Source organism: Candidatus Eisenbacteria bacterium, assembly GCA_035712145.1.
Lineage (GTDB): Bacteria > Eisenbacteria > RBG-16-71-46 > RBG-16-71-46 > RBG-16-71-46 > DASTBI01.
The window spans coordinates 33,086-47,771 of sequence record DASTBI010000065.1; the positions used below are offsets into that span (position 1 = coordinate 33,086).

Genomic DNA, 14,686 nt, shown 5'->3' on the forward strand with positions numbered 1-14,686 from the left:
GGATGCGGAGTGGTTGGTTCGTGGGGTTTTCAGGACTCGACGACTGTCGGGGTGATCGCCGCCCGCACCGGGGTTTTGATGTCGGGTCGCTTGCTGCGGATCACATTGTCGAGAAGATGATCAAAATCATAAACATCTTCACGGAATTGCAAGCCTTGGCTCTCGTCCGTGAAAGCCGTCCAATAGAAGATGTGTACGGGAATGGGGCGGGGCACCTTGACGCTCGTGTTGTCGGCGGTCCCGAACTCCTGGACGACCCGGGCATCGTCCCAGCCCTCATCCTTCATGAGGTAGGCAGCCAGATCGATCGGCTTCTCGACCCGGATGCAGCCGTGGCTGAAACCTCGCTCCCGGGCCGCGAACAGCTGGTTGGCCGGAGTGTCATGGAGGTAGACGTTGAATTGGTTCGGACACATGAACTTCACGTGACCGACTGGGTTCTCGGGTCCGGGGTCCTGCCGGAAGTTGTAGTGGAAGTCCTCGGGTGACATCGACGCCCAGTCGATCTGCTGGGGATCCACCTCGACCGCACGATCGGATTCGTTCTCGAAGACCCGGATGTTGTTCCGCTGGAGGTACTCCGGGTCCTGCTGGACTTCGGCAAGGATCTCCTGCGAGGCGATCGACGAGGGAACGTTCCAGACCGGGTTGAACACCATGTAGGAGATCTCGTCGGTGAACATCGGCGTCCTCGAGTAATCCTTGCCGACCACCACGCGCATGCCGAGCACCGTGCGGTCGTTCTCGACCACCTGGAGCGAGTAGTTGGGGATGTTGACCATCAGGTAGCGATCACCGATCAACGAGTCGGGAAGCCAGCGCCAGCGCTCCATGTTCAGCTCGATCTGACGAATGCGGTGCGTCACCGGCAGGTTGAGGGCACGCAGGTCTTCGGGTCCGGCCACGCCGTCTGACTCCAGTCCATGGCGCGCTTCGAAGCGCTCGAGCGCCGCTTCGGTCGCGGCATCGAATTGCCCAGCGCGATAGCGGCCGCCCAGATCCCCGGTCACCTTGAGCCGCCGCTGCAACGAGTCGACGCGCGCGCCGGAGCCGCCTCGGCGAAGCGTGGCGCCCGATGGGATTCTGGGCCAGCCTCCTTCGGCTTCGATGCGGCGGTAGTCGGCGAGCGCCTTGCGCAGCTCCTCATACTGCGGAAATCCCGGCGTCAGCGACTCGAGCGACGACTCGACCTGGTGGCGCGAGATCGCATGTTCGAGCACTTCCACCATGTCGCGCCTGCGCGGCTTGATGTGCCAGTCGGCCGGAAGCTGCACCGGGTTCACCTGCCCGCTGTAGAGATGCGATGCGTGCTTGAGGAAGTTGCGGGTCAGCTCGATGTCGAGCGCCGCGGCCTGCGCGATGCGCGCTTCGGTGGCAAGCCCCGGCGCTCCGCTCTTCCCGATGGCCTTCTGGAGCCGTTCGACGTCGTACTGCGCGGGGTTCAGTCCTTCGGCTCGAGCATTCGTGAGGGCTTCGAGCAACGCACCGGCATCGCGCGTGGGCCCGTCGATGTGCGTCCAGGCCGGCAGGTACTCTCGATTCTTGTAGAAGCGCCTCACCAGCGGCTGGATGTCGTCGTCGTCCACCGTCGCGCGCTTCTGGAACCATCCGGCCGGCCCTACGCGCTGGCGAATGACGCGCGCGATCTCACCGTCCGACTCACTGGAGCGGCACGAGAGCGCCGTGAGGGCGAGAACGATCCACAGGAGTCCATGTGAGATGAGCGACGGTCGGGTCATGCGCTCCCCTGCGATGGGATGCTGGATGAATGCGAGCCGTGACACGGCCGCTCTCGCAAGGAGCGAGCCTTGACAGTCACCGAACCCGAGGACGTGAAATCATGCGGTGAATATGCTGCGAACGCTCGAGGCGCGAACGGCAAGCGAGCACGTCCTGCACAAATGTTGAAAACCGTGGAGCGACTCGGGGTCGGTGGAGGTTCGCGCGGTCGAGGATCTCGGCTACATCCGAAACACGCCGAAGCGCATCGCGGGAATCGGTGCGTTGAGCGTCGCGGCGAGGGCGAGCGCCATCGCGGTGCGCGTCTCGGCCGGGTCGATGATGCCGTCGTCCCAGAGTCGCGCCGTGGAGTAGTAGGGACTGCCCTCCGTCTCGTACTTCTCGAGGATCGGCTGCTTCACCGCTTTCTCGTCGGCCGCGCTCATCTTCTTGCCGGCGGACACGAGCTGGGCCTGCTTGACCTGCGCCAGAACGGACGCCGCCTGCTCGCCGCCCATCACGCTGATGCGGCTGTTGGGCCACATGAAGAGAAAACGCGGCTGGTACGCGCGCCCGCACATGCCGTAGTTGCCGGCGCCGAAGCTGCCGCCGATCACCACGGTGAGCTTCGGCACCGGGGCGTTGGCGACGGCGTGCACCATCTTGGCGCCGTCCTTGGCGATTCCGCCGTGCTCGTACTGCTTGCCGACGATGAAGCCGCTGATGTTCTGGAGGAAGAGCAGCGGCACGCCGCGCTGCGACGCAAGCTCGATGAAGTGCGTGGCCTTGAGCGCCGACTCGCTGAACAGAACCCCTTGATTGGCGAGGATGCCGACCGGCATGCCGTGCAGGTGCGCGAACCCGGTGATCAGCGTCGCGCCGTAGCGCGCCTTGAATTCGTGGAAGCGCGAGCCGTCGACGAGACGGGCGATCACCTCGCGGACTTCGTAGGGCGTGCGCAGATCGCGCGGCAGGAGACCGTAGATCTCCTGGGGATCGTAGCGCGGCGGCTCCGGTTCGCGGAAGTCGAGCCGTGGGCGCTTTGACGTGGCTCCCGAGAGGTGGGCCACGATATCGCGCGCGATCTCGAGCGCGTGCCCATCGTCGTCCGCCAGATGGTCCGCAACTCCGGAGATCCGCGTGTGGACGTCCCCGCCTCCGAGCTCTTCGGCGGTCACCTCTTCCCCGGTCGCCGCTTTCACCAGCGGCGGACCGCCCAGGAAGATGGTGCCCTGGTTGCGGACGATCACCGCTTCGTCGCTCATCGCCGGCACATAGGCGCCTCCCGCGGTGCACGATCCCATGACGATCGCGAGCTGCGGGATGCCGAGCGCAGACATGCGGGCCTGATTGAAGAAGATGCGGCCGAAATGATCGCGGTCCGGGAACACTTCGGCCTGGAGCGGCAGAAATGCCCCGCCCGAGTCCACGAGGTAAACGCACGGCAGCCGGTTCTCGAGCGCGATCTCCTGCGCGCGCACGTGCTTCTTGACGGTCATCGGGTAGTACGTGCCGCCCTTCACGGTCGCGTCATTGGCCACCACCATGACCGCGCGGCCGTGGACCATGCCAATGCCGGTGACGAGCCCGGCGCACGGCGCATCCCCTTCGTACAGACCGTGCGCTGCCAGCGGTGACAGCTCGAGGAACGCGGTGCCGGAATCGAGCAGGCGCTCGATCCGCTCGCGCACGAACAGCTTGCCACGCGAGCGATGGCGGGCTACGGAATCGGCGCCGCCTCCCAGCTTGACGGCTTCCAGGTGCCGCCTGAGGTCGGCCGCGAGTGCGCGGTGATGTGCGGCGTTGCTCTGGAACTCTTCGCTCTGGGTATCGAGATGGGACTCGATCAGCTCCATGCGCTCCTCGGGCCGTAAGGCCGGCAAGGTATAGCAGAGGAGCGAAGCCGCGCCCAGGAAGCGCTACGGCAGCAGCACGAGGCGCGTGACGGTCCGCCTGGACGGCGTGGAGAGCACGGCGAAGTAGAGACCCGCCGGCATGCGCCGGCCATCGACATCGTCGCCGTTCCACGCCACCTGTCCCGATGAGCCAGTCTCGATTGGAATGTCGCGCACACGGCGTCCGGTCACGTCGTGGAGCACCAGGCTTCCTCGAGTTTCCGTTCCCAGATTCCACAGGAAGCGCACCGGAGAGCGGGACGGGTTGCTCGCCAGCTCGAGTCCGAAGTGGGGTGCTATGAGCTCGAACACATTCGAGAGCGCACTGACATGAAGGGCGGCGTCCAAGGACCGCAACGCATAGAAGCGCCGGCCCGAGGTCGGCGGCTGCACCCACAACGTCTCCGCGGCGCCTCCCGGACGTGGCCAGGCTGGCGTGGGCACCACGGTGCCGAACGCAAAGGTGTCTTCGGCGAGGGGTGCCATCGACCAGCGCAACTCGTAGCGAACGGCTCGATCCAGCGCCGCGTCATCGGTGGGAGCCGTCCAGATGAGCCTGGCCGTGTTCGAAGTGACCAAACCGCCGCGAAGATCGGTGACCGCCGCGGGAGGCAGGACGTCGTCGACATGAGCGCCGATCGCCTCCGTCGAAGCCTGCACCCGATCGGTGATCTCGGAGCGGTTCCCTTCGTCGTCCACCGCGCGCACCGCGATCCAGAAGCGCGTGTCCGCAGGCAGTCCGCCCATGACCGTCGCCTCCGTGGCTCCGGCGTTCACGGTCGCCACCTGTGTGGTCGCGAACGGGGTGCGGTCGAACTCCTCGGGGGTCAAGAAGAGAGGCGATGCGGCGATCTCGTAACGGGCGGGCCGCCCGACTGGGCCGTCGTCTCCCGTTGCGGTCCACCGCAGTTGAATCTCTCTCGAGCTGGAACCGGTCACCTCGAGGCCGGTCACCGGATCCGGCGTCGCCGAGACCTCGCCGCCCGTGGTCTGGTTGGAGACCGCGCCCCAGTTCCCTGAGCCATCCTGCGCGCGTATTCGGAAGTAGCGCGTGTCGCCGGCGGGGATGAAGACGTTCAGGGTCTCTGCCTCGCCTGCCACCCGCACGAAGCGCGGCACGCTCACCGCCGGCAGCAGATTGAACTCGCCCGGCGAGATTGGCCCCGGCGAGTACCGGAGGTCGTAAGCCACCACCCGACCCACTCCACCGGGATCCATGGGCGTCGTCCAGATCAATCGGACCATCGATGCGGACGTCGCCTCCGATCTGAGATCGGTGATCGCGACTGGCGGCGTTTCGTCCGCTTGGCTCATGGGGGGCGCTCCCACCGTGCACCCCGTGCGCGCGAAGTTCCCGCGGGCGACGGGCCACGTCGCAGACTCGGATCCCTCGATGTCGAATAGGACCAATCCCGCGCTGGTCGGAGTGCAAATCGTCGAGCGACCTCCGGTCGGCGAAAGCCATGTCAGTCGACCCAGGGGACTGCGGATCGGGCTTCGAATCCTCGAACCATCGCTTCGGAACGCCAGCGGAAGGCTCGTCGTGGGTTGAAGAACTTCCGGGCCGGCATCCGCGATGAGCGGGCCCACCAGCGGCGGCTCGGTCATGGCGGTCTCGGGCGTTTGCGGCCAGAAGGCCGACGGTGCGGCCGCGGGGCCGAGGTACCAGGCGTCGAGCGAGGAGCTGGTGGCAACCAGCAAGTCTTCGGTTCCATCCTGGTTCAGGTCGGCCAGCACGGGATCCATGGCGCCGACATCCGCCGGGAAATCGCGCTGCAGCGCCATCTGCCCGTTCGCTCGAAGGCCGTACCAATTGCGCCGGTTGAACACCAGGACGAGGGGCTCGCCATCGAGGCGCGTGACCACGGGCGAAGCTTGCGCCACCCCCGGCGTGGAAGCCGGCCACCCCGGCAGCGCCCGGCCGTCATGGCGGAGCGCCCACGTGTGCTGGTCGGCGTCTTGCACCACGATCTCGAGCCCGGGGGCGCCATCGAGATCCGCGAGCGCCGGCGAAAGATTGGTCCTCTGACCCAGAGATACGGGAAAGCCCTGTCGCAGACGTCCTTCGCAATTCCATGCATACACCGACTGGAAGCCGTATCCGTCGTTCACCACGGATACGATGTCCAGCTCACCATCGCCATCCAGATCGCCCAGTACGGGGGTGGTGACGATGCCAGACGCCAGGACGGGCCATCCCGGGAGCGCGGCTCCACCCCCACCGAATCCGACGATCCTGTATCCATCGGCCGCGAAGAAGCCCAGCCCCCGGCCTCCACCGAGGTCTCCGGCCGTCAGCTCAGGCAGCGTACGGCCGTTGAGATCGACTTCCCGAAATGGCGTCAGCGTCTCGGCGTCCAGGAAGAGCAGGAGGTCCCGCCACGGAAGCGACAGGGCGCGAACCGAAACGCTCGCGGCCAGCGCACGTCGTCCGTTCGACCGCGTGAACTCGATCACGTGTCCGTTCACGACGCCGGGAAGCTTCGCCAGCCGGACTTCAGATTCACTCGTGAGCGTGCGCTCGAGGTTGAGGCGGCCCGCACCGTAGTAGTTCGAAGAAGCCCCTGGATTGGCGGCCGAGATGTCGTCGCAGCCGGACATCAACGATAGCTTCAACAGCATGGGGTCGAGCAGCGGCTGCCCTTTCTGCAACCGCACGGACTGGATCAGAGCCACCGCCCCGGAAGCGATCGGCGCCGCGAACGACGTGCCGTTCGCGTCCGCGACGTATCCGGACTGCCGCATCCCGAGGCTGTCGGGTCCGGTTCGGCGCAGGTTCGTGGTCGGGATCGCCGCTCCCGGCGCCATGAAGTCCACGTACGCGCCGACGTTGGCCCAGGGGGGGATGACGTCGTTGCGATCGGTCGCGCTCACGTTGATCAGCCCGGGGAAGTCGGGGATCCCGTTCGTCGAGCCGTTGTTCCCGGCCGCGACCACCACGCTGACGCCGGATTCGAGCGCGGCGGAGACGGCGAGCGAGAGCTCGGTGAGGGGCGTGGTGGAGAGCGAGATGTTGATCACCCGCGCCCCGTTCAGGGTCGCGTAGCGGATGGCTTGCGCGATGTACGACATGTCGACGACGCCCGTCGGATTGAGCACCGTCGCCCATCCCACACGGAGCGGCAGGAGTCGCACCTTCCACGCGGTGCCGGCAACGCCGATTCCGTTGTCGGTGATCGCGCCCACCAGGCCCGCGACGCTCGTGCCGTGACCGACGAAATCGTTGGGGTCGTTGTCCTCGTCGCGCCAGTCCTCCCCCACGGCATAGTCGCCACCGAGCGGCAATGCCACGAAGTCCCATCCATGCCGGTCATCCACGTAGCCGTTTCCGTCATCGTCAACGCCCTCGAGGCCGTTGGCCTCCTGGGCGTTGGTCCAGATCTGTCCGGAGGATCCGGGTGTGACACCCCCCAGATCGGGGTGGTAAGGGATGACGCCGGTGTCGATGATGGCGACCACGATGGAGGTGTCGCCCTGCGTGATGTCCCACCCCTCCGGCGCATGGATGTCGCGCCGGCTCTGCTGATAGAAATGCCAGGAGCCGGCCCAGAGCGAGTCGTTCGGGATCGCGGCCACGGAGGCGACGCCAACCGGGCTCGCCCCGGCGACCTCGGGAAGACTCGCGAAGTGGTCGAGGGCCGAGGACAGCTCGACGTCGGGAGGAAGATCGACCAGATAGAAGGCGGTGAAGTCCGGTGCGGACGAACCGGCCGGAGGCGGCGTCTCGCCGCGGAACTCGGGACGGATGGTCGCGCCGAGCGCCGCGAGGGCCCGGTCGATGGCCGAAACGCCGAGGGCTCGCGCCGAGCCACGAACGGCGCCGGACCGCGCAGCCCGGGCGGCTTCGGGCGAGAGGCGGAGGCTCAGCCGGTCCGCGCGATAAGCGGGGACTGCCTGGAGCGGGGAGGCGGGGCGCCAGACCGGGAGGTCCAGGCTCGCGGGCCGTGCCGAGGGCGCCGACCACAGCGCGAGCAGCACGGTAAGAAGGAAAGACCGCTTCATCGAAGGAACAGAGGACCCGAAATCCAGAGATGGCCGGCCAGCGGAGGAATGATGCTACGCCTGTCCCCGGTCCCGACACCATCATGATTTCATGTTCGGTCACCCGACCCCTGTGCTGATCCGATGAGGCGCCTTCCCTCGCTCGACGAGCTGACGCTCGCCGCCCGGGCGGCCTTCGGCCGTTTCCCGGAGACCGTGTCGGCCGGGATGATCTGCGCGCTGGTGGGCGTGATCGCCATTCGTCCGGACAAGCAGGTCCAGGGCCATTGGATCGAGCTCCTGGTCACGCTGGCGCTCGCCATCCCGCTGACCTTTGCCATCGCGACCGCGTCCGAGAACGGCGTCCTCCACCGGCGCGCGCGTCGCATCTCGATGCTGGTCGTGGTGTTCGTGCTCACGCTCGTCTTCCTCTCCTCGTACGCGCAGAGCACGGAGCTCTTCACCATCCATCTGGCGCTCGCCGCATTGGCGTCGCACCTCCTCGTGGCGTTCCTTCCCTATCTCGGCCGCGGGAGCGATGACGCCTTCTGGGATTACAACCAGGGTTTGTTCATCCGCTTCCTGCTCAGCGTCGTCTACTCGGCGTTCGTGTTCGTCGGGATCGCGGTGGCCATGGCCACCGTCCAGTATCTGTTCTCGCTGAAGATCCCCGGCACCGCGTACTTCCGGCTGTGGATCGTGGTGGCATTCGCGTTCAACACCTGGGTGTTCTGCGGCGGCATCGACGATCCGCTTCCGGGCGGACCGTCGCCGGTGTACCCGCGGGCGCTCCGGATCCTGACCCAGTACATCCTCATCCCGCTGGTGACGCTGTACCTCCTGATCCTCTACGGCTACCTGATCCAGATCGTGATCCAGCGTGAGTGGCCGCGCGGCACCGTGGGCTATCTGGTGAGCGGCTTCTCCGTGCTCGGCATGCTCGCGCTGCTCTTCGTCCATCCCATTCGCGAGGCCAGCGAGAGCCGCTGGGTGCGTGCCTACGCGCGCAGCTTCTATCTCTCGCTGTTTCCGCTCGTCGCGCTGCTGATCCTGGGCACCTGGCGGCGACTGTCGGAGTACGGGCTCACCGAGAAGCGCTATCTGCTGCTGGGGTTCGGGCTGTGGATCGCCGGCGTCGCTCTGTACTTCCTGCTGTCACGGCGGCGGGACATCCGGGTGATCCCGGTGTCGCTGTGCGCGGTCGCGGTGCTGGCGTCGTTCGGGCCGTGGGGCGCCGCCAGCATGTCGCGCGGGGATCAGCTCGCTCGCCTGCGATCGACCCTGGAGCGCCATGGCCTGTTGCGCGGCGGGAAGGCGCAGATCGCGAAGGCTCCGGTCGGCTTCGTCACCCGGAAATCGATCAGCGCCAGCCTCGACTACCTCACGCGCGTCCATCGTGCGGCCGGATTGACCGGATGGTTCAAGCCCGAGGCGTTGCGGGAGCTGCCGCCGCGGGGCGAGATCTCCGCGGCCCAATTGATGAGCGCGATGGGACTGGTCTACGTCGCGCCATGGCAGAGCCAGCACGAGGGTTTCTCGTTCTATCCGCACACGCGGGTCAGCGACACGCTGACGGCGGTCACGCTGGGCGGGTACCACGCCATGACCACGATCAACTTCTTCCGTTCCATCGCCAACTCGCCTTCGAAGACCCTGTGGCTGGACGGACGGCGGTTCGAGGTGACGTTCGACCGGGAAGGGGTGCTCGCCATTCGCGGCGACTCCGTCTCGGTCTCGCTGCCCGTCGCTCCGCTGGCCTGGCGTCTGCGCTCGCGTTACCCGTCGATGCAGGTCCCCCCATCGATCGCCGAGATGACCGTCGAAGCCGAGGGCCAGGGGCTGGATGCCCGGCTCGTGGCGTGGGGAATGAACGGCACGGTGGAGGTCGACTCGACCTCGCTCGGCGATTCGAAGATCGAGGTCAACCAGCTCGAAGGCGCGCTCTTCTTCCGCCTGCGCTAGTTCGGATCTCCGCTCATCCGCGGGCGCGGCGGGGGCTGGAGCCGGATTCGGAGCTGAGACCTCCGAAGCGCCGATCCCGGTCCTCGAAGCTGCGGATCGCTTCGGCGAGATGGGCCGCCTCGAAGTCCGGCCAGCACACCGAGGTGAACCACAGCTCGGCGTAGGCGCACTCCCACAAGAGAAAATCACTCAGACGCTGCTCGCCGCCGGTGCGAATGATCAGATCGACCTCGGCGGGGCCGTCCCCGGCGAGGCGGCGCGCGAGCTCTTCGCGCGTCCTCGGCGGTTGGTCCGAGCAGGCCGCGGCCACGATCGCGTCGCGTGAGGAGTAGTCGAGCGCCAGGCGCAGGTGCAGGCGACGGCCCTGGGCGGTGGCCGCCTCGGCCTGCTCGAGCGCTCGCAGGACGCTGGCCGGGAGACGATCCCGGCGTCCGATCGCGGTCACGCGCACGCCGTTTTGCACGCAGCGCGCGACTTCATTCCTCAGGTATTCACGCAGCAGCGCCATGAGGCGCCGGACTTCCTCGCGCGGGCGGCGCCAATTGTCGGCCGAGAAGGCGTACAGCGTGAGGGCGCCGATGCCGAGACCAGGAGCGGCTTCGACCACCCGCCGGACGGCGGCGGCGCCCGCCGGATGACCGGCGACACGCGGCCAGCGCCGGCGCTCCGCCCACCTTCCGTTCCCGTCCATGATGATGCCGACGTGAAGTCCTGCGCGTCCGACGACCGAGAGATGATGGGCCATGGGAATAGAGCACCGCTAGCGGGCGCGAGTCGCCCGGATCAGGGCCTCCATGTGCTGCAGGTAACGCTCGAGCGCCTTGCGGCCGCTGGCGGTCAGGCGAAAGCGGGTCTTGGGAAGGCGGCCTTCGAAGGACTTGTGACACTCCACGTACGATGCTTCTTCGAGCTTGCGCGCGTGGACGCTCAGGTTGCCGTCGGTGGTTCGCATGAGGTGCTTGAGCTCGTTGAACGTGAGCCACTCGTTCACCGCGAGCGCGCTGACGATGCCGAGCCGAAGCCGCTCGTGGATGACGCGATCCAGGTCGGGCATTCCACCGTCGGGCGCGCCGCCGATCCGGCCCAGCGGCGCCTTGCGGGGAAGGCCGCGACGATCGGTGCGCATGGCTTTTTCCGCTCCTCCCCTAGCCACCGTACCTCCGCGCGATCGTCACGCCGAAGCCGATCAGGAGCGCGCCGAAGCCCAGGGCGAGGATGGCGTCGCCCCATGCGGGATCCATGAAGAGCGCCGCGGCGCCGAGCGCCATGAAGCAGATGCCCATGACGGGAACGATCCGCACCGAGAACGCGCCTCCGCACGCCACCGCGGTGCCAAACAGAAGCAGCCAGGTTCCCGGGAGGACCTGGTGGAGACCTGCGCGATCGAGCGCGATCGTCAGCAAGCCGCCGGCTCCGAGCGGGAGCAGGAAGCTCATGGCGAATCGCCTCGCCGGCCCTGCGAACACGGAGGCTCCTGCCGCCCTGGACTTCCTCACCATGCCGATGGTCGCGATGACGATCGAGAGCGCGAGCGCGCCCACCCACACCGCGAGCCATGCCGACCTCGTCGGCTGGTGGTGCGCCAGCCAGGCGGCCCCGAGCGCCGTGAATCCGATGGCGACTTGTGCCCAGCCGGAGATCGCCGTGAACGAGCCGGCTTCTTCCATCGTGCGCCGGATGTAGCCCAGGTTCTCGAAGGCGCGGGCCTGCAGCTCCGGGGACCGGGTGCGCTCGGGCGGGATCAGGGGTGACACGGATCGCATGGCCATCACTGTAGAGGCTCGGCGGGCTCGCTGCCAAGGACTTTTCACTGCAAAGTAGCCTTCGCGCGCCAGGGCCTGGAGATCGGCGGTTCGCGTCAGGCGGCCTGGGTCTCCACGTACCAGCGGTAGGTGTCCACCATGGTGTCGGTGTCGTGGCGTCGCGCCTCGAAGCCCAGCGCCTCCCGCGCCGCGGAGGTGTCGAGGACGTAATCCACCGGGGCGATCAGGTACTGCTCGGGGTTCATGGGCGACAGGCGAACGCTCCACAACAGACTCAGGGCGAGCTGGAGCGGAGCCGTCGGCAGCGAGACCAGCTTCGACGAAGAGCCCGCGCGGCGGCACAGCTCGGACAGCATCTGGCGCGTGGTGGGCGGGTTCTGTGAAGCGATGTTGTAGGTGCCGTTCGTGGTCTTGTCGAGCGCCAGGATGCTGGCGCGCGCCAGGTCGTCGACCGCGATCATGTGATGGCGATTGTTCCCGGGACCGAACATCGGCACCGACCGGCCGGTGCGGACCATGTCGAAGAGCTTCTTCATGAGTCCCAGCCGGCCCGGACCGATGATCACGCTCGGTCTCAAGACGGTGACGTCCTCGAACTTCCCGCGCGCCGCCCTGCAGTGCGCCTCGCTTACCACCTTGCTGCGGCCATAGGGCCCCACGGGACGCGTCGGCGCGTCCTCGCGGAGCAGCACCGGAGGGACAGGCGGGCCGTACACCATGTCGCTGGAGACGAAGACGAAGCGCTTCACCCCTGCCTCGTGCGCCGCGTCGAGCAGCGCGCGCGTCATCGACGCGTTGCGCTGGAAGAAGGGCTCGATGCGAAAGCGCGGGCAACCGGGCGTGTGGAACTGCACCGCGGCCGAGTGGATGACCGCACGGGCGCCGGCCACGACGCTCCTGCAGAAGGCCGGATCGACCAGGTCCCCCCGCATCCGCTCGATGCCCCGTGGCGCCTGGGTGGGATCCTCGACGATGTCCACGGCGCGGATGGGCTCTTCGCGCTCATGGAGCTGGCGAACGATTTCGCGACCGAGAAAGCCTGCCGCTCCCGTGACCAGGATCAATGTGGAGTCCGCCCGCGGTGCCGTAATGCGTCCTCATCGGACATGGGTCGCCTGGCCGCCCGAACGCGGGACCAGGGCGAGCGAGACTAAGGAGCGAGGCATGGTTTCGCAAATCCACGCGCGACGACGCGGGGCCATCCGTCTGGCTTCGAGCCCCGCGTCGATCGCGATCGATTGGATCAGCGCTTCGCGACCGCGGCCAGGGCCTGGATCTCCACCGGCTTCATGACGGTCTCGCAGTACCGGCTGTCCACGCGGACCTTCCAGGCGCCCGCCGAGGGCAGCTTGAGACTGGCGCGATAGTGATTGGTCTGCGCCAGCGCCACGGCCGATGACGTCACCTTGAGATCGCCGCACTGCGCGACGACCAGGGGCTCGATGTTGCGCTTGTGGCTCCAGCTCTCCGGCACGACCTTGATCGCGAGGTCGAAGCTCTTGCCGGCCGTCACCTGCCTTGGCGCCTGACTCAGCTCGACTCGCGCCCGGCCTCCCGCCTCCGCGGCGGCCACGAATGCCACCATCGCCGCCAATGCCATCAGCATCGTTCCTTGCTTGCGCATCGCTCGCTCCTTTCGCGAGGGCCGTGACGGACCCCGCCCGTTCGGACTGGTGGACGTCGCTCACGGCGGCTCGAGTCCGCCGGGACATCCTCAAGGACGAGGCGCCGAGTCCTGCCGTTAGCGGGAGCAGTCGGATGGGCGCCAGGGGCGGTCCCTCACGACCGGCGCTGGCCCGGATCGGCGCCTTTCCACCGGCGCCAGTCCTTGGTGAGGCCGAGGCCGAGCGCGTCCCACCAGGCATCGAGCATCGCGCGGTCGCCGCCGATCACGCCTTCCCGGGTGATCATCCGGGGAGGCGGGACCAGGACGGCGAGACGGTCGTAGACGGTGGAACGATCGGCCGGAGCCAGCCGCACGAGCAGGTGCCAAAGCGTGAAGGCATCCTCGCGGCGCGCGCTCGAGAGCACCCGCGACAGCGCCGAGTCGGGCGCGTCGGCTTCCGCGCGATCCACGTCGAAGAGCGCGTTCTTGAGCGCGGGCGGGGCATCCGTGAAGTGAGGCGTGCCGGGGCCCCGGCCCGGGCGAGTCGTGCAGCGCGCCCCTGCCGGGACGAACGATTCCCGTCCGTGGCTCTCGAAGCTCACCCATCCCGCCACCACGGTCAGGCTGCCCGCGCCCGTGGGATCCACCTCGAGCTCGTAGACACAACCGAGATCGACCGCGGTGGCCGAAGGCGTATCGACGACGAAGCGGCGCGGCGGCGCCAGGATGTAAGCCTCGAGCGCCCCGCGCTCGAGCGCAAGACGGTGAACCTGACCCTGCCGGCGCAGCACGCGCAGCCGGCTGTTCGGGGCGATCGACACGAAGCCGATCCGCCCGATCTCGAGTCGCGCGCTGGAGCCCGCGTTGGTCTCGATCCACGAGCCGAGCGCGATGCGGCCCCGGCCGCGCAGCTCGCGCTCGCCCACCTGCGGCGCCCCGCTCGTCGCCGCCACCCGCCAGGTGAACGTGTCGAAGAGCCAGAAGCCGGCGAGCACCGGGACGGCGATCAGCGCCGCCGCGACCAGCCACCGCATCGGTCGCGACACCGGACGCCGCCGGGTCTTCGGGGTCGTCACCGGCATCTCCTCGGGAAGGCTCAGCGGCCGCTCATGGTGGCCGTACCTGGACAGCAGCTGCTCGAGCTTCTGCACTTCGGGATCGGGAGGCCCGCCCTTGTCCCAGAGGTAGCGATCGCTCACGTGGCTTCTCCGGTCAGCCGTTCCCTCAGCATTCCGATCCCGCGGTGAAGATTCACCCTCACCGAGCCCGCGGTCATTCCCGTGCGCTCGGCGATCTCGGGACCGCTCATCCCTTCCACCAGACGCAGCATGAGGGTCTCGCGATAGGCTTCGGGCAGGTCGCGAATGAGCCGCAGCACTCGGCGCGCTTCATCGTCATGAGACTCCGGAGCGGCCATCTCGTCGCTCAGCTCGACCACGTCGTGGCGGCCCCGAGCTCGGTCGATCGCGGTATGCCGGGCGATCATCGCGATCCAGGCGCCGAAGGCGCGCGAGTCCCGCAGCGAGCCGAGCTGCCCCAACGCCTTCAGGAAGACCTCCTGGACCAGATCGTCGACCTCGTGAGCCGGCGCGCGCGCCAGCAGCACCCCGTGCACCATGCGGCCGTAGAGCTGATAGAGGCGCCCGAACGCTCCTCGGTCCCCGTTCTGTGCGGAAGCGACCAAGGCCGGGATCGAGTCGCTCGATTCCGCGGGTCTCACTCTCCGAGTGACGATCCAGGAGGCACGACCGTTAGCGTGA

At 67.7% G+C, this 14,686-nt stretch carries 11 protein-coding genes; 1 reads left to right on the plus strand and 10 read right to left on the minus strand.

Annotation, left to right across the window (positions count from 1 at the left end; translation table 11 throughout):
* Nucleotides 1-29: 29 nt before the first annotated feature.
* From VFQ05_03920 to VFQ05_03930, 3 genes are all read right to left on the minus strand, one after another.
* On the minus strand, nt 30-1,784 hold the full coding sequence (locus tag VFQ05_03920; GenBank protein HET9325897.1) for a L,D-transpeptidase family protein: 1,755 nt from the start codon (nt 1,782-1,784) through the stop codon (nt 30-32).
* Nucleotides 1,785-1,961: 177 nt separating this feature from the next.
* The gene (locus VFQ05_03925) at nt 1,962-3,575 is read right to left on the minus strand and encodes a carboxyl transferase domain-containing protein (GenBank protein HET9325898.1); all 1,614 of its coding nucleotides are present in this window, start codon (nt 3,573-3,575) and stop codon (nt 1,962-1,964) included.
* A gap of 63 nt (nt 3,576-3,638) precedes the next feature.
* Nucleotides 3,639-7,616 (minus strand): S8 family serine peptidase, encoded by a 3,978-nt coding sequence (locus tag VFQ05_03930; GenBank protein ID HET9325899.1) that lies wholly within the window; start codon nt 7,614-7,616, stop codon nt 3,639-3,641.
* A gap of 123 nt (nt 7,617-7,739) precedes the next feature.
* On the opposite strand from VFQ05_03930, the gene VFQ05_03935 reads away from it, so the two are divergent.
* Nucleotides 7,740-9,557 (plus strand): DUF4153 domain-containing protein, encoded by a 1,818-nt coding sequence (locus VFQ05_03935; protein ID HET9325900.1) that lies wholly within the window; start codon nt 7,740-7,742, stop codon nt 9,555-9,557.
* A 13-nt stretch (nt 9,558-9,570) separates the two neighbouring features.
* Here VFQ05_03935 and VFQ05_03940 read toward each other — a convergent pair whose 3' ends face one another.
* The 7 genes from VFQ05_03940 to VFQ05_03970 form a co-directional block, all read right to left on the minus strand.
* Nucleotides 9,571-10,302 (minus strand): di-trans,poly-cis-decaprenylcistransferase, encoded by a 732-nt coding sequence (locus VFQ05_03940; GenBank protein ID HET9325901.1) that lies wholly within the window; start codon nt 10,300-10,302, stop codon nt 9,571-9,573.
* A 15-nt stretch (nt 10,303-10,317) separates the two neighbouring features.
* Nucleotides 10,318-10,611, minus strand: a complete 294-nt coding sequence (locus VFQ05_03945) for a transcriptional regulator (protein ID HET9325902.1) — start codon at nt 10,609-10,611, stop codon at nt 10,318-10,320.
* A gap of 91 nt (nt 10,612-10,702) precedes the next feature.
* Nucleotides 10,703-11,326 carry a hypothetical protein gene (locus tag VFQ05_03950; GenBank protein ID HET9325903.1) on the minus strand — a complete coding sequence of 208 codons (624 nt, stop codon included), beginning with the start codon at nt 11,324-11,326 and terminating at the stop codon, nt 10,703-10,705.
* 89 nt (nt 11,327-11,415) lie between these two features.
* Nucleotides 11,416-12,384: an NAD(P)-dependent oxidoreductase gene (locus VFQ05_03955; protein HET9325904.1), complete on the minus strand. Its 969-nt coding sequence runs from the start codon at nt 12,382-12,384 to the stop codon at nt 11,416-11,418.
* A gap of 179 nt (nt 12,385-12,563) precedes the next feature.
* Entirely contained in the window at nt 12,564-12,944 is a 381-nt protein-coding gene (locus VFQ05_03960; GenBank protein HET9325905.1) for a hypothetical protein, read from the minus strand.
* 155 nt (nt 12,945-13,099) lie between these two features.
* On the minus strand, nt 13,100-14,125 hold the full coding sequence (locus VFQ05_03965) for a FecR domain-containing protein (protein ID HET9325906.1): 1,026 nt from the start codon (nt 14,123-14,125) through the stop codon (nt 13,100-13,102).
* A partial coding sequence (locus VFQ05_03970) for a sigma-70 family RNA polymerase sigma factor (GenBank protein ID HET9325907.1) occupies nt 14,122-14,686 on the minus strand: 565 nt, incomplete at its 5' end. The genes VFQ05_03965 and VFQ05_03970, both read right to left, overlap by 4 nt.

What these genes read in the sequence shown, in the direction of transcription:
- VFQ05_03925 (HET9325898.1), bottom strand. Translation starts at nt 3,575, where the DNA reads ATGGAGCTGATCGAGTCCCATCTCGATACCCAGAGCGAAGAGTTCCAG.
- VFQ05_03930 (HET9325899.1), bottom strand. Translation starts at nt 7,616, where the DNA reads ATGAAGCGGTCTTTCCTTCTTACCGTGCTGCTCGCGCTGTGGTCGGCG.
- VFQ05_03935 (HET9325900.1), top strand. Translation starts at nt 7,740, where the DNA reads ATGAGGCGCCTTCCCTCGCTCGACGAGCTGACGCTCGCCGCCCGGGCG.
- VFQ05_03940 (HET9325901.1), bottom strand. Translation starts at nt 10,302, where the DNA reads ATGGCCCATCATCTCTCGGTCGTCGGACGCGCAGGACTTCACGTCGGC.
- VFQ05_03945 (HET9325902.1), bottom strand. Translation starts at nt 10,611, where the DNA reads ATGCCCGACCTGGATCGCGTCATCCACGAGCGGCTTCGGCTCGGCATC.
- VFQ05_03950 (HET9325903.1), bottom strand. Translation starts at nt 11,326, where the DNA reads ATGGCCATGCGATCCGTGTCACCCCTGATCCCGCCCGAGCGCACCCGG.
- VFQ05_03960 (HET9325905.1), bottom strand. Translation starts at nt 12,944, where the DNA reads ATGCGCAAGCAAGGAACGATGCTGATGGCATTGGCGGCGATGGTGGCA.